Consider the following 26,055-nt stretch of genomic DNA (forward strand, 5'->3'; position numbering starts at 1 on the left):
TTTTTCAACCCAAAAAGTTGCCTTTTTGCAATTTTTTTTATCATCGTATTAAATAATCGTGTAAAGGATGCTCTTTTGCATCTTTGACACCTAAGCACTGGGCATAAATAAAGGTTGAGCATTCGCTCAGCCCAAAACTTGAAAGTGCCCCAAGGTTCAGGTTCTCCCCACACCTTATCGCTCGCCTTCCCACTCTGCATAAAACTGCTGCAGATACAGCTCCATGAAGCGATGTCGCTCCTCCGCGAGCTCCCTCGCGTAGGCCGTATTCATCAGCTCCTTCAGCTTGAGGAGCTTCTCATAAAAGTGATTAATCGCGGTGTCATTGCCCCCGCGATACTCCGCCTCCGTCATGTGCTCGCGCGCAGTGACGGAAGGATCATGAATCGGGCGGCCTTTCCAGCCCGAATAGGCAAACACGCGCGAGATGCCCACCGCGCCAATGGCATCCAACCGGTCGGCATCCTGCACGACCTGGCCTTCCAGCGTGCGCATCGGCGGCCGCGCGCCGCCCTTGAACGACATCGTGCTGATAATTTCCAGCACGTGCGCCACCTGCGCCGCCGGCGTGCCGCTGGCGGCGAGCCAAGCCTCCAGCTCGCGCTGCGCAGCGGCTGGATCGGCGTTCAGCTTCTCGTCGACGACGTCGTGAAGCAACGCCGCAAGCTCGCAGACGAAGCCATCTGCGCCCTCTTGGGCGGCAATGCGCTTCGTCGTCTGTACCACGCGATAAATATGCCACCAATCGTGGCCGCTGCTATCGCGCTCCAGCTTTTCCTTCACGAGCGCTTCCGCCGCGAGTAGTATTCCTTCTTGCTCTTTTCCAAACGTCATTTCTTTTTCTTCCTCTTTCCTTGTCCTGACTTTCCTTCTTCTGTCTTTCCCTGTCCTGACTTACCTGGTTCTAACTTCCCTTGTCCTGTCTTACCTTCGTCTATCTTGCCCTGCCCCGACTTATCTAGCTCAAGCTTTCCTTGCTCCAGCGGTTCTTTCTCCATCGTCTCTTCACCAGAAATCCCCTCATCAAGACGGAGACTTCCCAGCTCTCCAGCGACCTCATTCCCCGCATGAAGCTTAACTGCAACTAATTTACCCTCATCCACTTTCTTCGGTTCAGGCACTTTGCCATCTATATGTTTCTGAATGATCTTCTTGAAATTTTTGCCGTATTTATCCTCAAGCTTTGTACCCATATCCTGCTGAAGCTCATGCAACACAACACTACTGCAAAAATGATTAAACAACATCTCCACCATCGCAGGGTGCTCAGTTAGCATGGCCACCGTTAGATCCTGCCCGCCGCGTGTGCCAACAATCGCAAGTTTACGATCGATCAGCATCGCAAATTTACGGCCCTCCAGCCCCTTCAAACCTTCACTTCGTTTACGTGCAAAAGGATAAAAACCCGCCCCCGCGTCGCGTGTCGGCATGACGATTACGCGCACGCCCTGTGCAGTCGCCACACGAATGTCCTCCTTCAGCAGCTTTGCTTCTTCTGGTGACAGATCGCAGAATGCCTCTTCCTTGGCTTTTCTCAATTCCGAGCGAACACGCTCAATAACCTTGGTGTCGCCTTCCAAGCTAAAGTACTCGGACCGATGCTCTTCTTGCTTGGGCAGATGCTCTTTCACATAGCGGATGGAGGCTTGCAGCTCCGCTTCCATGCGCTCGCCGATTTCCTCAATCGGCACGCTTTGATACACCGTAGGCTCACCATGACTCGTGAGCACTGCACCTTTTTCCGCGAGCTTTTGCAAAGCTGCGTACACGTTCGAGCGCGATACGCCAAGCCCCTTGGCGATTTCGTAGCCGGTTTGTGTGCCGTTCACGGCAAGCACGTGCAGACATTTGGCTTCCAGATCCGTGAAGCCAAGGTTTTTCAAATGCTGTAGAACATTCTCCATGGCGCGCAGCCCCCTTCATATCCCTATTGTAGCACGTTCTCAGGCCTAGTCGTATCGGGTTACGGTACGAACAATCTAAATATTTATGTTGACAATGATAATCATTATCAACTAATATGGTGGAAGTTAATGGGTTGGTTTATTTACCCTATAGGAGGTCCACCATGTCCAAAATTATTATCGTATACGCAAGCATGTCAGGAAACACAGAGGAACTCGCAGAAGCGATTGCAGCCGGTATTCAAGAGGCAGGCATCGAGCCTGTTCTCAAAAACGTGATGGACGCGAACGCCAGTGAGCTCGAGAACTATGAAGGTGTTCTACTAGGAGCTTATACGTGGGGTGACGGTGATTTACCGGATGAGTTCGAAGATTTTTACGATGATATGGATGATTTGAATCTGCAAGGACGCAAGTTCGGCGTATTCGGCTCTGCTGACTCCTCTTACACGTACTTTGGCAAAGCCGTGGACACACTCGAAGAAAAACTCGCTGAAATTGGCGGAGAAAAAGTATTTGAAGGCTTCAAAGTTGAACTTAACCCATCCAAAGATGAGAAGCAATTATGCCATGAGCTTGGCCTTAAATTTGCAGCAGCCATAGGCTAACAGCTACATAGTCCAAAAGAAAGACCGGAAAGCAGCCTCTGCGGCCACGATCCGGTCCCGTTCTCACAACGTTTCAACTTCGGCAATCTCGATGTACTTCATACTTTTCATTTCATCGTACACCTCAGAAGCATATTTGCGGTCAACGTACACGATGAAGTTGAGCTCTTGCAGCTCCTGGTTCAATTCTTTAATATGAACACTTTTCATTTTGTACCCTTTGGCAATAATCTCTTTGATAATCGCCGTTAAATTCCCGTCATGGGAAACGATCAGTCGTACGCGGAGATCTTTCATGATCAGCGGTCTTGGCCCCATTTTTTTAATAAAATAAGGCAAAACAATAACGCTGACGAGAATTAGCATCAGTCCGAAGAAAGCTTCCACATAGAATCCCGCTCCGACTGCAATCCCAAGGCCCGCCGCTCCCCAAATCATCGCAGCTGTCGTCAAACCGATAATGACATCATTATGCTTGCGGAGAATAACCCCTGCCCCGAGAAAACCGATCCCGCTCACCACCTGCGCAGCCAACCTCATCGGATCCATCACATGTAGTCCGGCTACAGCGTATTTATTCGCGGATTCAATTGACACGATAGTCAGCAAACAGCTGCTCAAACAAATGACAAGCGAAGTCTTAAGTCCAAGCGGTTTATTCCGAATTTCCCGTTCCAATCCAATAATAAGTCCAAAAATGGCCGAAATCCCAAGCTTCATTAAAATATGTAGATCTACTGTAAATTCCATCGTCGCCTACTCCTCATATTAAGTAACCTTTACAATAGCTTAACAATTTAATGAAGTAAATAACCAATTGTCGATGAGGAACATTTTTATGCTAACAACCAAAAAGCCTGAGAGGCGTTTGGCAACTCTCCCAAGCTTTGTATAAGTTAAATTCGGAAGCGATAGCCCGCTCCCCAAATCGTTTCGATATATTGTGGATTCGACGGGTCCTGCTCCACCTTCTCGCGAAGCTTGCGGATATGTACCGTTACTGTGGCGATCTCCCCCATGGCATCCATGCCCCAGAGCAAATCGAAAAGCTGCTCCTTGCTGTATACCCGATTTGGATTCATCGCCAGATGGGTCAGCAGGTCGAATTCTTTGGTCGTGAACATGACCTCTGTGTCATTAACGAACACGCGCCGCGCTGTTTTATCGATCATCAAGCCCCGTATACGAACCTCATCGTTCTTCGACTCTCGTCTTCCCATCAACCGTTCGTACCTCGCTAAATGGGCCTTCACTCTAGCTACCAGCTCACTGGGGCTAAAAGGCTTAATCATGTAATCGTCCGCACCAAGACCGAGGCCGCGTATCTTGTCGATGTCTTCCTTTTTAGCTGAGACCATGACGATTGGAATGTCCTTCACGTTACGAATGCGTCGGCAAATTTCAAAGCCATCCATAATCGGCAACATCAGGTCGAGTATCACGAGATCATAATCTGTCGTCAAAGCCCGCTCCAGCCCACGCTCGCCGCTAGTTTCGATGTCCACCTCGTACCCGTTAATTTCCAAATAATCACGCTCTAGCTCGGCAATGCTCTGTTCATCTTCTATGATCAAAATCCGACTCATGCTTCGCTTCCCTTCCCCTGAACAAGTGGCAGGGCCATAAACACGGTAGTGCCCAGCCCCAGCACGCTCGTTGCGCCAATGCGCCCGCCATGCTCCTCGATGATTTGCTTCGCAATTGCAAGTCCTAACCCGCTGCCTCCTGTTGCCGTATTGCGTGAAGGATCCGCACGGTAGAAACGGTCAAAAATATGCGGAAGCGCCTCCTCCGAGATGCCCTGGCCATTATCTTTGATTTGAATAACGGCGTAATCGCCTTCTCTCAATACACGTAACGTTATCTGGCAATTGCCCTCTTCACTGTATTTGACGGCATTTTCTATTATGTTCAGAAGCACACGTCTAAGCTTATCACGATCCGCGGTAACCAAGATTCGCTCTTGGGGCAGATCGACAAGTGTAAACTGGACTCCTTTTTTCTCCATATCAAATTGCAATTCCTGCGCACAATCCTGCACGTAGTGCCCTAGATCCACGGTTTCGAATTGAAACGGAACTTTCCCCAGATCCAGCTTAGAAAATAGAAACAGCTCATCAATCAGCCGATCCATATCCGCTGCTTTGTTATAAATCGTACGCACATATTTATCCAGCTTATCCGGCGAATTCGAGACGCCATCCATGATGCCTTCCACGTAGCCTTTGATTGCAGTGACTGGCGTTTTCAAATCATGGGAAATATTCGAAATAAGCTCTTTACGATTTTCCTCATATTGGAGCTGAAGCTCTACGGATTTCTTGAGTTTACGACGCATTTCTTCAAATGCAACGCTAAGCTCGCCAAGCTCATCCTTGCGATGAGGCACGATTTCGAAGTCCAAGTTGCCTTCTTTAATGTCTTCAGTCGCCCGCTTCAAAGCGCGTAACGGTCGAATAATGCTGCGTGAAACCAAATAGGTCAGCACGCCATTGGTAGCGATGAGGATGAAGATAAATGTTAAGAATACCGTTTTTGAGAATTTGTGCAAATATTTCTGAAAAGGCCCGCCATCTAGAAACACGAACACAGTACCTTTACTCTGATCCGAAAATAAGAAATCCTGCTGTCTAGTTATCCACAGGGAACCTTGATTCCGCTGAAATTTCCCTGGCGGTGTACCATAGAGCGGGAGCAGCGAGGTGTTTCCAGCTTCTTTTTCCTTCAGATAGGAAGATAAATACGTAATGGTTTGATCCTTCCGAATGATCAGTCCCATATTAATTTTATGAAACCGCTCGTTCAAGTCCTTCACAAACGTCTCCTGCAGGAAGGCATCGGGATCGGTTTCGATTTTTGCCTTAATATAAGCGACATTTTCTGCTTCCTGTTCAATGACGCGCTTAATGGGGTTGCCATGCGAAAAGTCGACATCAAAGACAGATTTCATGCTGCCGAAGGTGGCGATGCTGATCAGAATGACGGCTAGCCCAAAGAGCACAAGCGGTACAAGCAGCATGGCAATATAGGATAGAACTAGCCGTACGCGAATCGACATCGAGTTATAGCTCCTTTTTATCGAACAAATAAAAACCTGCTGTAAAAAATAGTATACTGCACGCTATTAGAAACATAAAGATCGACATGATCTTGCTCATGACCATCGTACCGCCAACCCAAAGCATATGCCAATCCATATACGCTGTAGGCGAGTAAGTTGCCAGCTGCGGTATGAAAAATGCCGCTACTTTAAACGCCAAATACACAAGGATACTCACCGTTAACGCGGAGCTGCTGCTCGAGAAAAACTGAGCTAAACATACCGCTGCGATGCTCAGTACGAGAAGGGGAACGAAAGCCGAGCCGTACGCCAGAAGCCAAGTCGCGAGTGTTCCTATGCCTCCGAAATGTTGAAACAGCAACGCCGAGAGCATTGAGGCGATGAGCGCTACGACTAGATAGAGCGCAATATAGATGGCCAGCGCCAGTTGTTTAGATGCAAACACTTTGAATCTGGAGAGAGGTCGGGTTAGGATATTTTTCATCGTGCGATCCCCCATCTCGCCAGAGAACACATCAGCCGCGCCCATGAACACGAATAAAGGCAGGAAAATACTCGTGAACAAGCCTAGCATCACAATGGGAAAATCTTTCGCGGCGATCGCGCCAATGCCGATACCATCTTGGAACCTCGAGAGCAAGATACCTGCCAGAATGGGGAGCAGCAAGGTGACGGCTAGAAAGAAGATCGTTTTCTTTTTGTAGGCTAATTTCAGCGTCTCATTCCAGACATTAGCGGTTAAAATACTAGGCATTGGCGGCAAGCCCCCTGACTTCTTGAATTTCTCGTAGGTAGGCGGCTTCTAGAGAGGGGCTGCCTTTAGTCAAATCCGACACCATGCCCTCGCGGACGAGCTTCCCCTGATGGATAATGCCAATGCGATTGCACATTAACTCCATTTCGTGGATGAGGTGAGAGGAGATTAGGAACGTAATCCGTTCCTCACGCGCTAACCGCAGAATAATTTCACGAATGTGCACCATGCCCTCGATATCGAGACCGTTCGTCGGCTCATCGAGTATTAATAGTTCAGGCTTAGCCAGCATCGCGGCCGCTAGTCCCAGCCTTTGCTTCATGCCCAGCGAGTAACCCGCTACCTTTTCATGCTGATAGGGTGTCAAATCTACGATGTCCAGCACTTCGTCGATTCGCTGTTTACGCACCTCTGGATATAAACGCGCTGCCTGCTCCAGATTTCGTCTACCGCTCATATAGGTGTACGCTTCTGCCGTTTCAATCAACACGCCGACCTTCGCCATCGCTTGCTCATACTGCGTTTTCACATTATAGCCAAACAGCTTTACCTCTCCCTGTTGGGCTTGGGATAGGCCGGTCATGATCTTCATGACGGTCGTTTTCCCCGCGCCATTTGGCCCAAAAAAGCCATAAATATCACCGCGCTGCACGGTCATAGTAACCCCATGGATGCCGCGCAGGTTATTGAAGATTTTCGTCACATTGTTCAGTTCAACGACGTGCTTCACATTGCTTCCGCCTTTCAAATAGGAAATGAGGAGGTCAACCGAGGTTGACGACTCCTCTTTAATTTCACGGACGATTAGCGCTTCTTAGTGCTTGTCGCTCCATTTTTTGTGGTTCGCCATTTCGTCCAATTTCACATTCTCCACTTGCTTCCCGCTCAAATCAACGGTATCGGGTGTCGTCGAATTCAAGCTGGAAAGTGTCATGTCAATGCGAAGCACAACATCATGCTCCTCGCCTTGCGCATCTTTACCAGACAAGTGAATTTGGGCTGATTGACTCGTAATGTGATCATCGCTATCCACGCTCGCGTTTACTTCCACTTCATCCATCGAAATGTCGGAAGCAAGCTGCGGCAGGCTATTCCTTAGTGTCGCGAGGTCAATCCCCAGCGTGTTCGCTTTCGTTGGCATTGGCTCGTCTTTGGCCATCGTGCCATGTTTGATCACAAGTGAACCGACTGTGTTAACCACAGGGGAGATCTGGCTTCCGGAAAGTTTGAAATGTATTTCCTTGCCGTTCCCTGCTGTTTCGTCCATCGTGACATAATTTTTCAAATTGCCGACTAGCGTATCTACCACATTTTCAACTTCGCTGATCGCTTCTGGTGTTGCCGTATGATTGCCTTTGTTAGGTCCTTTGAACTTTCCAGGCGCGTTGTCACCTTCAATGACTTTGTACACGTCTGAATCGGCTGTTTTAATAATCTGTTTGCCCTCTTGGCTGTAGAATTGAATTGTTTGCTGTTCATTAGTACCGCTAACGACATTCACTTGTGCACTTCCAGCGTGATCGGTTCCGCCAGTTTTGATTGTCGATTTCACTTGGAGCAAGGAAGCTCCGTTATCCTGTAGGGACACGTTCACTTGACGCGTGACGTTCTTAATCGTCGCTGTTTGCTTCACAGCTGTTTTGAAAGCCTCATATCCGGGCGCTTCTCCCACACCTGCATATACGGAAGTAACTAGCATCATGCTGCCTACTGCTACACCTAAACCCAACATCGCTAACTTCTTATTCATCTCGTCCTGCCTCCGCGTAATCCATACGCTATCTCTAATTTGGCTGCGCTACTTGCGCTTCCATATTGACTATCTTAGCCCTCAAGACTTAAGTGCCACTAAAGCGCCTATTAACACGGCCTAAAACAATTCTTAATTTTTTCTAAACTGGGGTGGGGACTACTACAAAAATAATAAAGCCGCCCCTGAGCATCGAACCGTCAGTAGGCAGCCTATTTATAAACTAATATTGTGTCGTTTTTTCTTTCATCTTGAGCATCCCAGAGTGGAGAACAATCACTTTCACCGTAATGTTGCCGAGCTCATAGTCACTTAGCGGTTTTTCACCATAGTTGGTTAATTTCGCCCATTCCTTGAATTCATCTCTATACAAAACATGCTCTAAAGAGTACACATCAATTCCGCGGCTTTTGCCAAGCTTAAAAGTCTGCTCTATCTCCTCCTTGATTTGATTGGATATTATCTTTTCCAGCTCACTCTCCTCGATCTCTTTAAATAATTCTGCAATACCAATTGGGGCTTTAATCTCAATATCGAAGATAGCTTGCCCTCCCTGCGTTCGTACCTTAATATGAGACTTCGGTTTGGTATTCACAGTTTGAACGGCCTTCCCCTCTAGATACACAACTAGTGGGGTACGAGTCGTATATTTATTCAACCATCTAGCACCGATAAATTGCTTATCCGAAAACCATTCTATTTTATCTCGTTTATCCAAGGAGTAAGCGCCGCTCACTCTTAATTTCGGATCTGGCTTTTCATTTTTGGCCCATGTCTTTTTTTCGATGTCTAACGTGGGGAGCATCAAGGTATACCCGGGTTCCCGTAATTTCGAAGCTACTCCAAATAAGCGATGCGGAGGAATGAACGAATGTTGTCGATAATTTTCTACCGGTTGCATTAATATGGAGCTCATGGGTGAGACATTAAAGAACGGGATAACGGAGAAAACAGCCTCGATCGACTCATCCGTGCTATACACCCATTGGGTGAATCTCGTTTCACTATACCGAACGGATCCGTCCGTAAATTTACCAATGCCCTGTTCAAGTGCACTCTTTGAGAACAAATATGCACCGACATGTCCCCAAAAAACGCGTTGCTGAGACGTACGATACAGCTTATTGAACGCGTCGCTTACTGTTGTACCTTCCTCTCTGCCAACCCAAATCAAAGGCACTTGTGACGACTGCCCACCTTCTTGTTTGGCCACGCTGGCGAAATCAAGCATTTGCCCATAAACAATGTATTTCCCATCTTTATAATCAAAACCAATCGCTGTCATGTAATTCGTATCTTGTATGGTTTTCATATCCCAACAGCCAGTTTGGCTGCTTAATACGACTACGCCCACTACCAATTTCATAAGAGCTGTTTTCCTCATGAAGGTTGCCCCCCTTGCCGGGAGTCATCTTTCGGGCTGAGATCATGCGGTCTTCGTTTTAGCTTCTTCCAAGGCTTGGCCAACAGAGATGCAATCATTTCCCCGAATTGAGTTGGTGACCATGGAGAGAGGTATGGAACGCCAAACGACTGGAGCGTAGACATGAAAAGAACAAGACCCATGAGGGACATCATAAAACCATAGATACCAAATACCGTTGAAATCAAAAGAATAACGATACGCAATACCGTAATTGTCCCTGCGAGCGATTGATTGACCAGTGTATACATCGAGATGGTAGACAAGGAAGTAACAACCAGTGTTGTCGGACTAGTAATACCCGAACGGATCGCCGCATCCCCTACAATTAGACCACCTACTACCGTGACGGTTTGTCCAACAACTTTAGGTAACCTGGCACCCGCTTCTCGAAACAATTCAAATAACAGAAGCATAATAATAAAATCCATTGGCCCCGATAATGGCAAACCTAGCCTTGAAGAAGAGATCGTGGCCACAAGCTGATAAGGAATTTGGTCCAAATTAAAACTGGAAACTGAAATCCACAGTCCAGGTAATAATACCGAGATCATTAAACCTATCATTCGCAGCACACGTTCGAAAGCGACGAAAAAGAAGGAATTATGAACATCTTCAGGTGAATTCAAAATAAAGCTCAAGCCAGCTGGCGCAATGAGTGCCATCGGAGATCCGTCTACGATGATTGCAAAGCGCCCGCGCAGCAGGCTATCCGCCACAAAGTCAGGCCTTCCTGTGTAATTTAACAGTGGAAATATTGAATACGTTCGCCCTGATAAGACCTCCTCGAGCTGTGCACTGCTAATAACTGCATCGACATCAATTTCTTGCAATCGGTCTCTCGCCTCTTGAAGAACCGACTCATTGATGACGTCGCCTAGATACAATAAGGCAACAACTGTGTTGCTTTTTCGCCCCAAATGTATCTTCTCACAGCATAAGCTCGGTGTGGCCAATCGTTTACGAACTAAAGCGATATTCGTGATCACATCTTCTGTGAATCCGTCGCGAGGTCCTTTAATGGATGTTTCCGTACTTGATTCTTCTGGAGAACGATTCGGTGGAGAAGCAATATCCAGTGCATACATCGCTTGGGTATTTTCAAAAAATAAGATCAGTTGTCCCGCATAAGCAGCTAATTTCATGTCGGCTACCATTTGTTTACCTGTCAACTGCACAAATTGCAGCATCGAGCTTAGATCCAAAGCATCCTCATTTCGATAAAAATCACTGTCAACAAAAGCCTGTAGCTTAGGCAGCACAAGACCATCGATCATGTTGGTCCTAACCATGCCTTCGCAATACAGCATCGTAACACGCTGGACCATTTCACCGCTTGTGACTGGATATGTTTTGATAATGATGTCGTCCGAAAGAGCAAACCATTCGCGAAAATCTTGCTCATTCACTAAGCATCCTTCTCCTTTCTCCGTACAGGCAGCATCGAGACCACAAGCAAGAACGACAACAGTACCAAGCCAACTACAAACATTGCCGTATAATAATAGGTTTGCAGCCACAGTACCATATGGTTATCGGATACGGGGTACGTACCTAGTCCAAACAGACCTAAACTGATCCAAATGAGGATGTGTGTTCTAGTTGATTTTTTCTGAACTTTCATCATGTCTACACTCATGAACATTAAGATCGAGGTACGCATGCAGGCCCCAGAAATCCATTGAAAAATGGATAGAAAGTCCAAATGGGAAATATATTTCCCAAGAGTCACCATGCGCCATTGTTCAAAAGCTGGAAATCGTATATCTGCCGCCTCGAAGGGACCAAATATGGCGATCGCCCCTGTTAATGGACCTATTGTAAGCCCAATGACACAAGTGGACAGAATTAACAACCCTCGCAACCGGATACGGGTTCGAACATGATGCTGTATAACGAGAACACTCATAATCTCGAAAGAAGCACTGCAGGTTAGCAGCACACAAATGAGAGTCGGACCATACCCATGTGTAAAAAGTGGCATGAGCAGCGTGTAATCCTTGTATTGAAAGTTTGCCCCCATGACAAAGTACCCTAGGATAATAACAACCGGTAAAAGAATACCCGAAGTAATTGCAATCGCCTGAATGCCTTCTCTTGCTGCAAAAAAGCAAAATAAGATAAACAAGAACATAATCATAAACATAGGAGTTCTTGGCAGATAGGTAATATGGGTCCACATGGTGACATCTTTGATGGTAATCACGGCGTGCGTAAAACAGCTTAATAGGATAATCAATTGAAAGAAATACGTCCCCCATCTTCCCACTCTCATTCTGACCCACTCGATCAACTCTCCCTGTTTCGTTCGTCTCACCAGGAAATAAATCAGACCGGCTATAAAAAGCATGGGGATAATGGCCAATGAGGCCCCAAACCAGGAATCCCTCTTCCCGTAGTGCAGCAGCACAGGGATTAACAGGACGTGATTCGTTATAGCAATTGAAATAATCACGATACAATATAGTTGAAGTGTAGTAATCCGGTTTTTTACAGGCATAAAGTTCTCCCTCTTTGGTATGAGGTGGACATACAACAACAGGTATCGTTAACTTTTCCCGTAACTGGGAATTTATGCGTAAACACGCAACAAAGCCGCCTTCCTACAATCGGAAGGCGGCTTATGCGGTCAACTACATTAATAGAATGTTGCCAATATGATAACCAACAAAATGTACAGTACCAAAACAACTGCTGTGCTGGAGTATCCAACGTTTGACATGGTTAGTTCCCCCTTCCGCCTGCTAGACCTGATCTTGTTTGCTCCATGTATTCTATGTTAGGCAGGGCGGATGGGTATGGACGTATGTCTATCTGTGCGGAAGAAAAGGGGTTAATTCACCTAGATAGATGACATCTAAATAGTGAAGAGCCCGGGTGCAAGCCGTGTAAAACAGCTTGCGTTCCTTCGCCTCCGCGTAGACAGCTGCTCCGGCGTCGTAGAGAATGACCGCGTCGAACTCGAGCCCTTTGGCGAGGTACGCCGGCAAGATCATGACGCCTGCCTCGTAGTGCAGCGTATCTTTGCTGATCCGCGTGAGGTCCGGCAGCAGCGGCCTCAAGCGTCCGTGCGCAGACTCCGTCTCGCGCTCGGTCTTGCAAATGATCGCGACGGAGCTTGCGCCGCCGTCGCGCCTCATGGCCGCCGCCTCGGCAACGAGGCGGACCAGCTCTTGCTCGCTTGCTGCGCGCAGCAAGCGAGGCTCTTCGCCGCTGCGGCTGAACGGTTCCACCGGTTCGCCGCCCGGCAGCACCTGACACGCGAAGTCCGTGATTTCGCGTGTCGAGCGGTAACTCTTGACGAGACGAATCGTCTCGGTCTCGTCCTCGCCCATCAGCTCACTAATCGAGCTGTAGCCTTGCTCTTGCTTTTTCATTTGACCAGCTGCGCCTGCCCCTTCGCCAGAACTGGCGTTCGCATGCGTGAAGATCCCTTGGTTCCAATCGCCAAGCAGCGTGAAGCGAGCGCGTGGAAAGAGCTTTTTCAAATACGCATAATGGAATGGGGAATAATCCTGCGCTTCATCGACCAGACAATAACGGATCGTGCCCACACGCAGTTGTCCCTCGACAAGTCCCTTCAAATACACAAGCGGTGTGGCATCCTCGTAGCGTAAATGACCTTGCTCCAGCGCTTCCACGGTGAAGGTACTGATCTTTGCCCATGCTTCTGGCAGCGGCTGACCAGCGAGCTTCACAAGCTCCTGCCCAAGGCTCGTATCGGTGAAGAGCTCTTTGTACATGCCGAGCACGTCGACATAAGCTAGCTTTTGCGCTTTTTCCCTGAGCGGGGTGATCGCTTTATGCGCTTTGACACGGCTCATTTTCTTCATCTCAGGCTCTGTGCCCATATATTTCGGTTCACGCACAAGCTTGCGATAAAACCGCTTCTGCACATCGGCTTGAAACACGTCCAGCTGCTCCAGTATCCACTCCGACAGCTGCTCCATGCGCTCACCGATCGCAAGAATCGAAGGCTTACCGTAGAAACGCTCGCTCAACTCAGCTGCGGTGATCAGCACCTTTTTACCAACTGCTAAATCAACGAATCGAATTCCGCCCTGCTTCAGCTTCTCCCCGTAGGCTTCAATGACACGCAGGAAAGCCTCGGAGGTTTTGTAGGTTATGCTCTGCAAGCGTGCAGCGTAAACGGGATCCTGATCATTGCCAGTCAAAATAAACTCCAGCTGATCGTACGGATCCTCCAGCTTCAGCCCCGTATCGGTTAATTTATGCGTCAAATAATCCTGAAAGGTCGTTTGCTGCATCGTCGCTTCGCCCAGCTCTGGCAAGACGCGAGATACGTAATCGCTGAACAGCGAGTTCGGCGAGAAGAGAATCATATTATCGGCGCTAAGCGTCGTCCGATACTTATAGAGAAGGTACGCGATGCGCTGCAGTGCGACGGATGTCTTACCACTGCCAGCCGCACCTTGGACGACCAGCACCTTGTGCTGATCATCGCGGATGATCTGATTCTGCTCGCGCTGAATCGTCGTCACGATGGAGCTCATCTTCTCATCTGCGCTGCGGCTGAGCATCTTCTGCAGCATCTCATCACCGATCGAGATGCCCGTGTCGAACACATCCTGCAGCTCGCCAGCCTTGATGATATATTGACGCTTCAGCCATAGCTCGCCGCTGACGTCCATCTCTGGCGTGCGATACGTCGCCGGGCCCGGCGGATAGTCATAGAACAAGCTGGCGATAGGCGCACGCCAGTCATAGATGAGAATTTCATCGGTTTTACTATCGATAAACGAGGTCAACCCGATATAGATTTTCTCCCGCTCTTGCTCGCCCTTCTCTTGAAAATCGATCCGGCTAAAATACGGCGCATCGACGACTCGCTCTAGCTTGCGCAGGGCATCCTGCGCAAGACGGTAGCTGCGCTCTTGCCCTTGCAACACGTGCTCCTGCTGGGCCATACTCGCTGCTGTTTCAATCAAATCATCGTCATTGTCTGCGTTGACGGAAATATCGTCCCAGAAGCTCCGGCCAATCGCCGTCGCTTCTGATCTGCGGTCATCCACCGTTTGGCGCAGCTCTACGATACGCTCTTTAATCTTGGTTCGCACCACAGAGACGCGCTGCGCTTCCTTCTCTCGTTCTTCATTCCCTATCGCCATGGCTTCATTCCACTCCCAAGTGATTTCTGTAAAATATCAGCATTTATATGTTTCACTTCCTAATTATGCTGAATTTCTAGATAAACGCTCCCGTCCTTGAAGGACGGCGTAGCCGTTTATTTCGTCTATTAAAGGTACACGTTTTGTATCACTTCTTCAAATTCTGGTTCTTCCATATGGACATCGTCCATATCACCCCAGCCGCTCACAATGCGCAGCACGTCCATTGCCTTCAGCTCTTGACGGTTGCAGGCAATCGTCAGCAGATTAGCTTCTTTCTCCACCACGCGAAAAGGCAGCTCCCAGCTCTCAGGTATTTGAATCTCACCGCGATAGGAGACCTTCATCATCGTTGGTAAGCCAATTCGATCTCGCAGCTTGTCTATGGAACCATCATAACCAATTTGTCCATGATTAATGACGATAACCCTTGGACATAGCTGTTCGATATCGTCCATATCATGTGTCGTCAGCAAGATCGTCTTCCCGAAATCCCGATTCAACGTTTGCAGGAAGCCGCGAATATTCCGCTTCGCAACGACATCCAGACCGATTGTAGGCTCATCTAGGAACAAAATATCCGGATCATGCAGCATCGAAGCCGCCAAATCCGCTCGCATGCGCTGACCGAGGGAGAGCTTGCGAACGGGAGTATCTAGAATTTCTTTTAAATCCAGTAGCTCTGTCAGTTCGCCTAAGCGACGCCGAGCATCCGCCTCTCCCACGCGATACATCGCAATGAGGATTTCGTAGGAATCCTTCACAGGCAGATCCCACCACAGCTGGCTTCGCTGTCCAAAAACAACCCCAAGCTGCCGAACAACCTGCTTCCTTTGCTTCTGCGGGCTGCGACCATGAATGAGCACCTCCCCTGAGGTTGGATGCAGGATGCCTGTCAGCATTTTGATCGTCGTCGACTTCCCCGCTCCATTAGGTCCAATATACCCGACGAATTCGCCGGTTTCAATCTCGAAGCTCACATCGCGCACGGCTTCTTTTTCTTTATATGCCCTGGAAAAAAGGGTCCGAATCCCCGAAAACTTCCCTTCTTGGATGACGGGGGATTGAAAGGTTTTGCGTAAATGTCTAACCGTTATCATGGCTTGCTTGCTCTCCCTTTTTGAACATCGAATTAACTGCCTGTGCTTTGATAGCGTGAAAGTCCTAGCTTCCAGAATCGCATGGCGAGCCACATTACAACTACAGAAACCGCTAAAGTACCTAGGGGAAGGCCTACGCCTCCTTGATGTCTCAGTACATAGAGAGCAGGGATATAATTAACGAACCCTACCGGTACGAGCACTAATAATGCGCCTTGCAGCCATTTGGGATAAATGCTGAGTGGATAACGCGCTGCTGTTTGTGAGGCGTCTTCGGTCATATTTTGCAGGGACTCAATGCGTGTGAGCCAAAAGCCGGCCGCCGCCGTCGCAAGCCCAATTGCGAATAGAATGACCGCGCCTGTGAGGATAATGAAACCTGTACATGGGATGGCGCTCCAGCCAATTTGCCCGCTTGCTAACAGCGCTTTCATCGAGATAAAGAGCAGAATCAGCCCTTGTCCGATTTCGGCAATTAGAATCCGGGAATTTTGCGTCATCAGGGCAAGCAGTACGGGAACTGGGCGAATCAGTATCGCATCCAAATCTCCTGAAACGAGATATTTTTCGAGATGATGCACATCGGAAGCAAGTGTGCGATAGATCGCTTTGGAAATCATCATCACCCCATACAAGTAGCTCACCTCGTACAGTGTCCAGCCGTGGATATGACCAAATTTCATCATCACTAGCGCTACCATTAAGAACTCTGATATTTGAATGAACGAAGCCATGATCGTGGAGAAAATAAAATTGAACTTATACTGCATACGACTTCGAAAGCTTGCTTTAATCAGCAGCATAAACAGCCGAATCGAGATCATCCGCCCTGCACCTCCAGCTTCTTGCGAACCATTTGGGTAACGGCCAAACAGACACAAGTAAACCCGATGCTCCACAAGAGAGAGCCGAGCACAACAGTTCCATGTTCAAGTCCGAGGTAGATTCGTGTTGGGTAGTAGAGTAAATAAGGGTAAGGTGTGTACGTGCTGATGGTCCGGAGCCAGCCCGGCAGCCATTCTACAGGGATAAAGAAGCCTGATAACAGCATCGCGAACGAGTAGTTCACCCAGTAAAACCAGCGAGATTCGGTCGTCCACAGTGCAGCAACCCCAATTAAGTAATTCATGCTGATCGAAATATAAGAGGCCATAACGAGCGAGAGTGCTGTCCACCCATACACCGAAGCGTGCTGTGGAAGCTGTAAGGAGAAGATGAAGATGTAGAGGACATAAATCGGAATGCTTTTATATAAAAATTGATACCACACTTGGCCCCATTCACGGCTCATCGCTTGGTAAAATAAATGCACCGGCCGCATCAGATCGACCGCTATTTGGCCTGTCCGAACCGCTTGCTCGAGTCCGAGTCCGTTCGTCGTAAACTGTGTAATCCACAGTATGGCCTGGTTGAAAGCAATATAGCTCACGATTCCGTGGGCACCGTACTCACCGAGCGATGTGTCGCTGCCAAGTCCCATCCAGATGCTGGCATAAATGAAGCCAAACACTGCGCTAACTGCGTTATGCAGCATATGCGAGCCACGATACTGCAAATTCCTTGCGTACGCCTTGCGCGCTAAAACCGCGAAAAGCATAAAACACCTCCTGTTTTGTCGTTCAAGATCGGTTAGCCTTTTCGTTTGCCGTGCAGTCGCCGCGTAGAGACGGAATCTCATATTACCAAAATAACCCTGTTGTTGGCAACAGTTATTTCTTCCCCATACTCCCTCTTACTTGTCTAACTGATTGGGGTTGGGGTTGGGGTTGTTGTACAATGTATCCAAGACGCCGAGACTTCCTATTCCGAAATTATTTTTGAAAGGACGGATATCATGTTGAATACTTCCTATTGGTTAACAAATGTGAGATTAGAGCAAGGTTATGTCATAGAAGATGGACAAGTGGTTGGTACACATACGAAGATTTGTCATGTTAGGATTGAAGGCAGCGCTATAGCCGAAATCATTGGAGCGGAAATGGAACCTCAGAGCCATCTTCCTAGGTACGACTGCAAGGAGTTCCTGCTGCTGCCCTCTTTCGAGGAGGCGCATATTCATTTAGATAAAACGTATTTTGACGGACCGTGGAATGCGGTGAAAAAAATCTCCAGCATTTTCGAGCGGATTGAAGAAGAAAAAGTTTTATTGCCTAAACTACTGCCTACGGCAAGACGGCAAGCTGAGAGCATTTTGGCGCTAATTCAGGGGTTTGGAGCCACGTATGTCCGCAGCCATTGTAACATCGAACCTGTCAGTGGACTACGCCGGTTAGAGGCAACTAAGCTAGCTTTGGAGACTTTTTCTGGTAAAATCTCTTCCGAAATTGTCGCTTTCCCGCAGCATGGGCTGCTTCGATCAGATTCTGTTGGGCTCGTAAAGCAATCCTTGGCAGAAGGAGCAACCCTTGTCGGCGGGGTAGATCCATACACGGTTGATGGCAATATTGAAAAGTCACTGCAGACCATGGTAGAGCTAGCGGTGATGAACAATGTCGGCATTGATTTACACTTGCATGATCGACATGAAGAAGGGAAGCAAACTTTGCTGCGGCTGGCTGATTTAACGGAAGAAGCTGGCTTGCAAGATAAAGTGACCGTTAGCCATGCGTTTTGGTTCGCTAGTGCTCCTATTCAGGAAGCTGAAGAAGTCGCTGCAAGAATGGCTTCGCTTGGCATGTCCGTTGCCTCGACGGTGCCTATCGGAAAATCTACAATGCCTCTCCCGATGCTGCATAACAAGGGTGTTCATGTGAAATTAGCAACAGACAGCCTGACGGATCACTGGTCTCCATTTGGCAGTGGCGATCAGCTGGAGAGGGCTGGGCGATTCGCTGAACTCTACGGCTATAACGATGAGTACGCGCTCTCTCAATCTCTTGGCTTCATTACTGGCGGGATAATGCCGCTCGACCCAAAAGGTGAACAAGTATGGCCAAAAGTTGGTGACACCGCAAGCTTTGTGCTCCTGCCTGCCAGCTGCTCGGCCGAAGCCGTAGCGCGAAGAACGTCGCGTCAAGCCGTATGCTTCAAGGGATTGCTCGTAAGCGGATCTCTGTAAAAAGCACAAAAAGGCCCCTCCCAAGCAACTTCTTGAGAGAGGGCCTTAATTATATCCTAGCTACTGCGTACTTGACGACTTCGCGTCGTTGCTGCCCTGCGCTTCGGTTTTTACAGCGTCCGTGCCGCCAAACTCGGCATTGTAGTCCGCTTGTGTGCCTTTGGTCAAATAATCATGATCCAGATAGTCAGCTAAATACTGCTTACCGAACATCAAATCGTACTGCACGTTCCGATAATCATCGAGCAGGGTTGCCGCGGATTCCGGCGTAGTTGCATGCAATTGTCCCTCTTGGTCAACGACCAAGTTGCTTAGCAGACCTGGTACTTGCTGCGCAAGATCCGCATTCAATGCGAAGTTCGCTGGCTTTTCCATATCCAGCATATCAAGGACATGAGCGCCTAAAAAGGAATCACTCAACAACGGAATATCCTGCTTCGGGATGTCGAAGTTGGACCATGTCACAAGCGGAATGCTGTGCATTTTCTTTATTTCTTCCAACGACCATTTGTTAGCATCGCTTGTTGAAATGAAGCCCGCTTCTTTATAAACCTGGTAATCCATACCTAGCATTGGCAAATGGTCACCATAGAAAACGATCATCGTCGGTTCATCGGAATCCTTAAAATGATCAATCATCATTTGCAAGCTTTGATCTGCGTCATGCGCGCCTTGCGTGTATGTTTCTAGAATACTTTTTGCTTGCGCGGAAAGATCGCCTGTTGCTTTAAACTGATTTTCCCCATAACGAGGATCATCATACGGTCCATGATTTTGCATCGTCACGGTGTAAATGAACATTGGATTTTCCGTTTTATCCACTTCATTTATCACGTTTCTTGCGACCTCAGCATCAGAGATAAAGTAACCCTTCGTTTCTGGATTCTCGAAATGCTCACTGCTTTTAAAGGATTCAAAACCTAGCTGCTTATAGACGTTGTTCCGATCCCAGAACCAGCCTTCGTAGGAGTGAATCCCCATGCTCTTGTATCCTTGATCAGCAAAATAACTGGCTAAGCTCGGAATTGGCTTTGAAATGTACTGCTGATACGGAATGGATCCGCCAGGAAGGAAGCTCATCGAGTTCCCCGTCAACACTTCAAACTCCACGTTACTCGTACCGCCACCATATTGCGGTGACAGCAAATAACCTGAGCTAGACTCTTTCTGCAAACGGTGAATCGTTGGCAGCGGATCTTCACTGAATGTGACATTCGTCAACAGTGTGGGATCCCAGAAAGCTTCGCTCATGACGAAAATTACATTCGGCTTCTTGCCATCTGCAACGGTCGCTTTCGCTTTACGGACCCCTGTATCCTGTTGCCCCGCAGAAGCCTCTTGAATTGTCGCCGCAGCCGCAGCCAGTGCTTGCTCGCTGTAAGTCTCCGGCTTCTGAACGATCGAGTTTTTCACATTGAGGGTAAACGCTAATGTGAGACCATTATTCGCATAGTTTTGCTTCTGATCCCAAACAATTTCATCAACACCCGCGTGGTCTAATACTTTGCCTGCTAACGGCGTTTTGATCCCAAATGCATACAAGGCATAGAGCGAAAATAGCCCTAAACCGATTCTAGCTATAACTGGCAGTGTAACACGCGGGATCACCCATCTCAGTGCCAACACGATAAGAATGGCTGCGGCAATGGCACCAATTCGAATTAATGCTGCCTTACCGGTAACTAACGAGGCAATATCCATACTCTCTTTGTTAAGCAATATATCCCAAGGGAAGAACGGCTCCCCAATCATTTTCACTTTCATATACGAGATAATTGCCATCAGACCCAGAAGTAATGTCGTGATGGAGCCAGAGATCGCCAATGATCCTACGAGCGCATAAATGAAGGCCAGCAGACAGAAGGTTAGCCCTACATTTAGCATAAATAAAGATTGATTACCAGTAATCCATTCCATGGTTTCAGATAGATTGCCACGTTCAAGAAACTCCATACCAACAACAGACAGAATCGGTAAACCGATCATAAATAAAACTAGTGAAATCGATGCTCCCAGACGGCTTGAGCTCTTCTTACTCGAAAGACGCTTCCGGGGCTTCAAATTCAAGTGCATCTTACATCACTCTCCTCATGCCCCTTATTGTAAAACTTAATTGTGAAGGAATTATGTTGCTTACCTTAAAGGAACCTTAAACTTGCCATTTTATACCATTTACTTCAAACCGGCCAACCAAGTTGCAAGTGCTTTCAATTCCTCTTCCTTCATCGTGACTTGAAACGGCGGCATCCCGCCACCACCCTTTTGTATCCGCTTTATGATTTCGGCCTCATCGAGGCGTTCTCCCACTTTTTGGATATTGGGACCTTGACCGCCTTGTAATTGATTACCATGACAGGAGATACAATAATTTTGATAAAGCTTTGGAACATCCACTTTCGTAGTAGCGCTCGCACTCGGTGTCGCCGATGGCTTGTCCCCACATGCCGTTAAACCTATTGCTGCCACCAGCATCAAACCACTCATCCAACCTGCTCTCATTTTCATGTGCCCATGCCCCTTATAGTCTCATTTCTATTATCATACCAGAGCATGGATTCATAAATAAAGATGAGCCGCGGCACCCTCACATGGGCAACCTCGTTGAACTTCTCATTCGAGGCTTCTCATATGATTATTATGGGGCGAAATGCGGCTTTTTATAGCATGGCAATCCACTAAAATGCGAATTCCCTTGTTATAGTCTTGAAAATCATCGCTACAGTGGCGCGGAAGTAAGATTTGATCCTCATAGTGATAAAATACATCACTACAAGTACGAGGCAGGCAGCGTTGGATGTTTCCACTCCCTCCCTTACGCTCACGGATTAAGCACTATGAACGCTCATATCACCACTCTCAATCCTACGCCCATCTTCCACCCCCTTCGTCCGCCCCTCCGCAAGACGCAAATGCTTCTTCCTACGCCAGCGAAAAGCCACCAGAGCACCCCGGAAATACTCATCGCACATCATCGCCACATAGATACCCGCCAACCCCCAGCCATAGTGTAATCCCAACAGATAGGAAAGTCCCGCGGCAACGCACCACATCGAGAACAGCGAAACCACCATATGAAATCGGGTATCACCAATCGCATTCAAAGCATTGCCGAAGCCCATATTAATCATCCTTCCCGGCTGAAGCACCGCTGACAGCACTAAGCAGGAGAGGGCTAGCTCAATAATCGCTTGGTCTGAACTGAAGAAACCGAGAAAGCTTTTTCCTATGATTAAAAGAAGGACACTATTGCACCCGACTAAGCCGAGTCCAATCCATGTGCCGCGGTAGCCCGCTTTATACGCCGCCTGCGTTTGCCCAGAACCGAATAAATGAGCAATCTGGATTTGAGCCGCGAGAGCAATCGAGTAGCCCAACATGAAGCAGATGGATTCCAGCGTGTTCATATAGGTTCTAGCTGCCAAAGCCGAAGCGCCCATCGTTGCCAAAAAGGAGTAAATCGCGAGCTGGGAGAGCACCCAGGACGACATATTGACGCCGAGCGGCCAACCGATTTTGATAATCTCACGAAATAATTTCCGGTTGAAAACAACAAGATCACGCCACTGAATCCTGCGATCAAAAATGGATACAAACATATAGAGAAGCAAACAAGTCGCAAGCAACCGGCTCACTAATGTTGAAATTGCAACTCCGGTTAAGCCTAACTGCGGAAATCCGAAAGCGCCATTAATCCATACGTAGTTCAAAACCACGTGGATCACATTCATCCCGATCGCAATAATCATCGGTCCCTTCGTGTTGCCAGTGTTCCGAATCGCTGTGCTGAGTGTTGCTGTTAATGCAGTTAACACCATGCCGCTGCCGACAATCGAAATATATGTCTGAGCTAGCGGAAGCAACCGCTCCTCTAATTGAAATAGCCTCGCCAGTGGAACAGCATAGACATACAAGATCACACTAAGTATGGCACCGATGAACCCGCTTATCGTCACGGCCATGATCCCCACCGTTCGTGCGGAATCCTGCTGTTTTGCCCCAATTTTCTGAGCAATTAAAATCCCTGCGCCGCTCGCCACCGTCATAAATAAAATCATAACTGCTTGAAAGATCTGATTCGCCAAGCCGACCACAGCTACCGCATCATCAGAGACTCGGCTCACCATGAGCGTATCAACGGCCCCAAGTAACAGCTGCAGCAGTAATTCTACAAATATAGGCCATGCTAAAAACCATAAGGAAAACTTATTTTTCTCAGCCGTCATGTTCACGCCACCATCCAGTACATATCTCTATTTGTTATGAAAATGAAACTTTGTAGTCAGTTCACATTATAGCTGGTATAGTTGACTTCATGTATCAACATCGCAACTGAAACTTATACAATTCCAACTTTTCATTACAGATAAAAGAAGGTGCGTTCCATGGCATTTCTGGAGATTACTATCCCTCCTCTGCCTCACTATATCGCGAGTGGATTGAACTCCATCCCCAAGGGAGGACAGCACCCCAGTCGCAGCAATATCCAAGTGTTTGATCTCCTAATCACAACTTCCGGCTGCTTCTACATCGGTGAGGAGGATGCCCGATTCGAAGTGGGGGTTGGACAGGCTGTCATTTTGCTGCCGGACCGTTACCATTTTGCGACTAAGGTATGCTCGGAGCTAACTCATACCTACTGGCTGCATTTCCATGTTGGCGGCGCATGGGAGTTAATAAAACCTACAGTGGGAAATATTTCCCTTGAAGAACCTCCTCCGGCTTCAAATGTGATTGAGGCTTTCGTTATAGAACCCTTTACAATGCGCATACCACAGTTCACATCGCTGCAGCACCCCGAGAAAATGTACGAGGTCTTCGATCAGCTTCTGCAGCTTCAACCCCGTGCGCATGTGAGCAGTGTGCGTTTTGCCCAACAGCAATTATTTCAAGAGATCCTGCACCAGCTGTCTGCGTCTGCCGAAACGGATCATACCTCCGCCTCCAGAGCCTGTGCTGAGAAAGCGGCCTCCTATTTAAGGCAGCACTTTCGCGAGCCGGTTTCCGCTAAGCAGCTTGGTGATGAAATCAATTTCCACCCAGTCTACATAGCCCGTTGTATGCAAAAGGAGTACGGCTGCTCGCCCGTCACGTATCTCCTAAAATTACGAGTAGCACAGGCCAAGCTCCTACTCTTGCAAACCGAACGGCCCATTGCACACATTGCCCAGGAGGTTGGGTTTGAGCAGGCTGCTTATTTTGCAGCTAGTTTTACCAAACTGGAAGGGATGTCCCCTCGGAGCTATCGGCAGCAGTTCTCACACGGGTCCTAGTTGCTTGGGGATCACGCCATTTATGATATACTGAGACAAAAAGAGAAGGAGTCCTCTCATGGCAACCCCCTTACATTGGAAAAAGTCATTATGGATACTTTGGGGCGCGAACTTCTCCATCACGTGTGGCATGAATCTGGTTCTTCCGTTCTTACCTCTCTACATCGGGGAGTTAGGGGTACACGATCTAGATGATGTTGTCCGTTGGACAGGCTGGATCGTAGCTGCCCAATTCATCACGTCCTTTTTGACCCAGCCACTATGGGGAGCCATTGCCGATCGACGCGGACGCAAAATCATGCTGTTGCGCGCAGGATTCGGAATGGCCATCGTAACCGCACTTATGGGCATCGTCACATCGCCTTGGCAGCTGTTGTCGCTGAGATTGCTGAACGGATTCTTCTCCGGCTTCATCTCGATGGCGGTATCTTTGCAAGCCTCCCTAACGCCGCGGGAACATTCGGGCAAGTCACTCGGCACACTGCAAACAGGAGCGATCGCCGGCACACTCATCGGCCCCTTAATCGGCGGTGTACTGGCTAGCTTCCTTGGGTACCACCATGTGTTCTTCTTCACGGGAGGGCTCATGCTATGCGCCAGCATTATCGTGATGGTTTTCATCAGGGAAGAGCGTAAGCCTTCCACCACGAAAAAAACGCGACAGCGCACACAATGGCACTTATTCCGCCCCTTGCTGCCCGTCTTTGCTGCATCCTTGATCACTCAGATCGGAATGATGAGCATCGAACCGATTGTAACCGTGTATGCCAAAACCATCTACATGGGCAAACACTTAGCGTTTTTCGCCGGACTTATCGTCGCAATTACGGGTATCGCCAATTTGGTCGGCGCCCCGACATTAGGTCGACTTGGTGACCGAATCGGGCAGCGCATGACGCTCGTTATCGCCTTATCGATGGCGGCTGTCGCCTTCATTCCGCAGGCTTTTGCCACCCATATCTCGACGCTATTAATCGGCAGATTCATGCTCGGATTGTTCATTGGCGGGATGATCCCTTCGTTGAATGCACTCGTCATGAAGCTTGCACCTGCTGAGATTCAAGGGACAGCTTATGGATTCAATACTTCCTCGCTGTTCCTTGGCAATCTGATTGGCCCTTTGCTCGGCAGCCATTTAGCTGCTGCGTATGGCTTCACTTCCGTGTTCTATGTCACGATGAGTATTTTGCTGCTATGTGCTGTGTTCGTGTATGTGAATCGAAATTTGGATGCAACCATACGGCCTAAAGAAGCGTAGAAATATACGGGAATTTTATCATCAAAATTAACTAAATTGGAGGATTACGATGAAACACGAAATCTTATATAAAGGTGCATTTCCTATGCTGCGCGTGCAGCTTGAAGCTGGAGAAAACATTAAAGCTGAATCCGGTGCCATGGTGTCCATGTCCCCGAATATCGAGCTTAAAGGAACGGCAGACGGCGGGATAATGCGAGGACTTGGACGGATGCTGAGTGGCGAGAGCTTCTTCTTTCAAGAATTAAGCCCTAACCGTGGATCAGGCGAAGTGCTTCTAGCTCCCGCTGTTATCGGTGATATTGAAGCTGTTGAATTAGACGGCTCGTACAAGCTATACGTACAAAAAGACGGCTTCCTAGCCGGCACCTCAGGCATCCAAGTGAACACCAAGATGCAAAATCTAGCTAGCGGCTTCATGTCAGGCGAAGGCTTTTTCATCGTCGAGATTAGCGGTCGAGGCACTGTGTTCCTCTCCTCCTACGGCGCGATCCATGCGATCAACTTGGCGCCAGGCCAAGAGGTCGTGATCGACAACGGGCATCTAGTTGCATGGCCGGATTATACGCCGTATACGATTGAAAAAGCCTCCAAAGGCTGGATTTCCAGCCTTACGAGCGGCGAAGGCGTCGTCTGTCGCTTCCGCGGCGAAGGCGTTGTGCTCATTCAAACGCGGAATCCGAAGAGTTTCGGCGGCTGGATTAAGCAGTTGTTGCCGGGCAGAGGCTAACAACCATGCA

The 26,055-nt window shown here is 48.3% G+C and carries 23 protein-coding genes; 5 read left to right on the top strand and 18 right to left on the bottom strand.

Annotated features, from left to right (window positions below; translation table 11 throughout):
- Positions 1 to 174 precede the first annotated feature (174 nt).
- Both AC58UX_RS11780 and AC58UX_RS11785 read right to left on the bottom strand, forming a co-directional pair.
- A complete protein-coding gene (locus tag AC58UX_RS11780; protein WP_497252714.1) occupies positions 175 to 834 on the bottom strand; it encodes an HD domain-containing protein in 660 nt (219 codons plus the stop codon).
- The gene (locus AC58UX_RS11785) at positions 831 to 1,904 is read right to left on the bottom strand and encodes a TrmB family transcriptional regulator (protein WP_497252716.1); all 1,074 of its coding nucleotides are present in this window, start codon (positions 1,902 to 1,904) and stop codon (positions 831 to 833) included. The genes AC58UX_RS11780 and AC58UX_RS11785 overlap by 4 nt, the downstream gene beginning before the upstream one ends.
- Before the next feature lie 164 nt (positions 1,905 to 2,068).
- Between AC58UX_RS11785 and AC58UX_RS11790 the strand changes: the two genes are divergently transcribed.
- Positions 2,069 to 2,512: a flavodoxin gene (locus tag AC58UX_RS11790; RefSeq protein WP_497252718.1), complete on the top strand. Its 444-nt coding sequence runs from the start codon at positions 2,069 to 2,071 to the stop codon at positions 2,510 to 2,512.
- Positions 2,513 to 2,575: 63 nt separating this feature from the next.
- Here the strand turns inward: AC58UX_RS11790 and AC58UX_RS11795 are convergent, their stop codons facing one another.
- From AC58UX_RS11795 to AC58UX_RS11855, 13 genes are all read right to left on the bottom strand, one after another.
- Positions 2,576 to 3,262: an MgtC/SapB family protein gene (locus AC58UX_RS11795; RefSeq protein WP_497252720.1), complete on the bottom strand. Its 687-nt coding sequence runs from the start codon at positions 3,260 to 3,262 to the stop codon at positions 2,576 to 2,578.
- Positions 3,263 to 3,408: 146 nt separating this feature from the next.
- A complete protein-coding gene (locus tag AC58UX_RS11800) occupies positions 3,409 to 4,098 on the bottom strand; it encodes a response regulator transcription factor (protein ID WP_497252722.1) in 690 nt (229 codons plus the stop codon).
- A complete protein-coding gene (locus tag AC58UX_RS11805; RefSeq protein ID WP_497252724.1) occupies positions 4,095 to 5,570 on the bottom strand; it encodes a sensor histidine kinase in 1,476 nt (491 codons plus the stop codon). The genes AC58UX_RS11800 and AC58UX_RS11805 overlap by 4 nt, the downstream gene beginning before the upstream one ends.
- A 4-nt stretch (positions 5,571 to 5,574) precedes the next feature.
- Positions 5,575 to 6,327 (bottom strand): DUF2705 family protein, encoded by a 753-nt coding sequence (locus AC58UX_RS11810; RefSeq protein WP_497252726.1) that lies wholly within the window; start codon positions 6,325 to 6,327, stop codon positions 5,575 to 5,577.
- On the bottom strand, positions 6,320 to 7,075 hold the full coding sequence (locus tag AC58UX_RS11815; protein ID WP_497252728.1) for an ABC transporter ATP-binding protein: 756 nt from the start codon (positions 7,073 to 7,075) through the stop codon (positions 6,320 to 6,322). Before AC58UX_RS11815 ends, AC58UX_RS11810 begins: the two co-directional genes overlap by 8 nt.
- A gap of 66 nt (positions 7,076 to 7,141) precedes the next feature.
- Complete coding sequence (locus AC58UX_RS11820; RefSeq protein ID WP_497252730.1) at positions 7,142 to 8,077, bottom strand: hypothetical protein; 936 nt, start codon at positions 8,075 to 8,077, stop codon at positions 7,142 to 7,144.
- 223 nt (positions 8,078 to 8,300) lie between these two features.
- Positions 8,301 to 9,461 (bottom strand): Ger(x)C family spore germination protein, encoded by a 1,161-nt coding sequence (locus tag AC58UX_RS11825; RefSeq protein WP_497252732.1) that lies wholly within the window; start codon positions 9,459 to 9,461, stop codon positions 8,301 to 8,303.
- Positions 9,458 to 10,909 (bottom strand): spore germination protein, encoded by a 1,452-nt coding sequence (locus AC58UX_RS11830; protein ID WP_497252734.1) that lies wholly within the window; start codon positions 10,907 to 10,909, stop codon positions 9,458 to 9,460. The genes AC58UX_RS11825 and AC58UX_RS11830 overlap by 4 nt, the downstream gene beginning before the upstream one ends.
- Positions 10,909 to 12,000, bottom strand: a complete 1,092-nt coding sequence (locus AC58UX_RS11835; protein WP_497252736.1) for a GerAB/ArcD/ProY family transporter — start codon at positions 11,998 to 12,000, stop codon at positions 10,909 to 10,911. Before AC58UX_RS11835 ends, AC58UX_RS11830 begins: the two co-directional genes overlap by 1 nt.
- 310 nt (positions 12,001 to 12,310) lie before the next feature.
- Positions 12,311 to 14,629: an RNA polymerase recycling motor HelD gene (gene helD / locus AC58UX_RS11840; RefSeq protein WP_497252738.1), complete on the bottom strand. Its 2,319-nt coding sequence runs from the start codon at positions 14,627 to 14,629 to the stop codon at positions 12,311 to 12,313.
- A gap of 128 nt (positions 14,630 to 14,757) precedes the next feature.
- The gene (locus AC58UX_RS11845; RefSeq protein ID WP_497252740.1) at positions 14,758 to 15,729 is read right to left on the bottom strand and encodes an ABC transporter ATP-binding protein; all 972 of its coding nucleotides are present in this window, start codon (positions 15,727 to 15,729) and stop codon (positions 14,758 to 14,760) included.
- Between the two features lie 32 nt (positions 15,730 to 15,761).
- Positions 15,762 to 16,553, bottom strand: a complete 792-nt coding sequence (locus AC58UX_RS11850) for an ABC transporter permease (protein ID WP_497252742.1) — start codon at positions 16,551 to 16,553, stop codon at positions 15,762 to 15,764.
- A complete protein-coding gene (locus tag AC58UX_RS11855) occupies positions 16,550 to 17,326 on the bottom strand; it encodes an ABC transporter permease (RefSeq protein ID WP_497252744.1) in 777 nt (258 codons plus the stop codon). The genes AC58UX_RS11850 and AC58UX_RS11855 overlap by 4 nt, the downstream gene beginning before the upstream one ends.
- 237 nt (positions 17,327 to 17,563) lie before the next feature.
- Between AC58UX_RS11855 and AC58UX_RS11860 the strand changes: the two genes are divergently transcribed.
- Positions 17,564 to 18,787: an amidohydrolase gene (locus tag AC58UX_RS11860; RefSeq protein WP_497252746.1), complete on the top strand. Its 1,224-nt coding sequence runs from the start codon at positions 17,564 to 17,566 to the stop codon at positions 18,785 to 18,787.
- Positions 18,788 to 18,847: 60 nt separating this feature from the next.
- On the opposite strand, the gene AC58UX_RS11865 is transcribed toward AC58UX_RS11860, so the two are convergent.
- The 3 genes from AC58UX_RS11865 to AC58UX_RS11875 form a co-directional block, all read right to left on the bottom strand.
- Positions 18,848 to 20,860, bottom strand: coding sequence for an LTA synthase family protein (locus AC58UX_RS11865; protein WP_497252748.1), 2,013 nt, complete (start codon positions 20,858 to 20,860; stop codon positions 18,848 to 18,850).
- Positions 20,861 to 20,959: 99 nt separating this feature from the next.
- Positions 20,960 to 21,292 carry a c-type cytochrome gene (locus AC58UX_RS11870; RefSeq protein ID WP_497252750.1) on the bottom strand — a complete coding sequence of 111 codons (333 nt, stop codon included), beginning with the start codon at positions 21,290 to 21,292 and terminating at the stop codon, positions 20,960 to 20,962.
- A gap of 320 nt (positions 21,293 to 21,612) precedes the next feature.
- Positions 21,613 to 23,010 (bottom strand): MATE family efflux transporter, encoded by a 1,398-nt coding sequence (locus tag AC58UX_RS11875; protein WP_497252752.1) that lies wholly within the window; start codon positions 23,008 to 23,010, stop codon positions 21,613 to 21,615.
- A 159-nt stretch (positions 23,011 to 23,169) separates the two neighbouring features.
- Between AC58UX_RS11875 and AC58UX_RS11880 the strand changes: the two genes are divergently transcribed.
- The 3 genes from AC58UX_RS11880 to AC58UX_RS11890 are packed head-to-tail and all read left to right on the top strand — an operon-like array spanning position 23,170 to position 26,045.
- Positions 23,170 to 24,057 carry a helix-turn-helix transcriptional regulator gene (locus AC58UX_RS11880; RefSeq protein ID WP_497252754.1) on the top strand — a complete coding sequence of 296 codons (888 nt, stop codon included), beginning with the start codon at positions 23,170 to 23,172 and terminating at the stop codon, positions 24,055 to 24,057.
- 58 nt (positions 24,058 to 24,115) lie between these two features.
- The gene (locus AC58UX_RS11885) at positions 24,116 to 25,315 is read left to right on the top strand and encodes an MFS transporter (RefSeq protein WP_497252756.1); all 1,200 of its coding nucleotides are present in this window, start codon (positions 24,116 to 24,118) and stop codon (positions 25,313 to 25,315) included.
- A 49-nt stretch (positions 25,316 to 25,364) separates the two neighbouring features.
- The gene (locus tag AC58UX_RS11890; RefSeq protein WP_497252758.1) at positions 25,365 to 26,045 is read left to right on the top strand and encodes a TIGR00266 family protein; all 681 of its coding nucleotides are present in this window, start codon (positions 25,365 to 25,367) and stop codon (positions 26,043 to 26,045) included.
- Positions 26,046 to 26,055 lie beyond the last annotated feature (10 nt).

The organism is Paenibacillus sp. J22P90 (assembly GCF_059692195.1).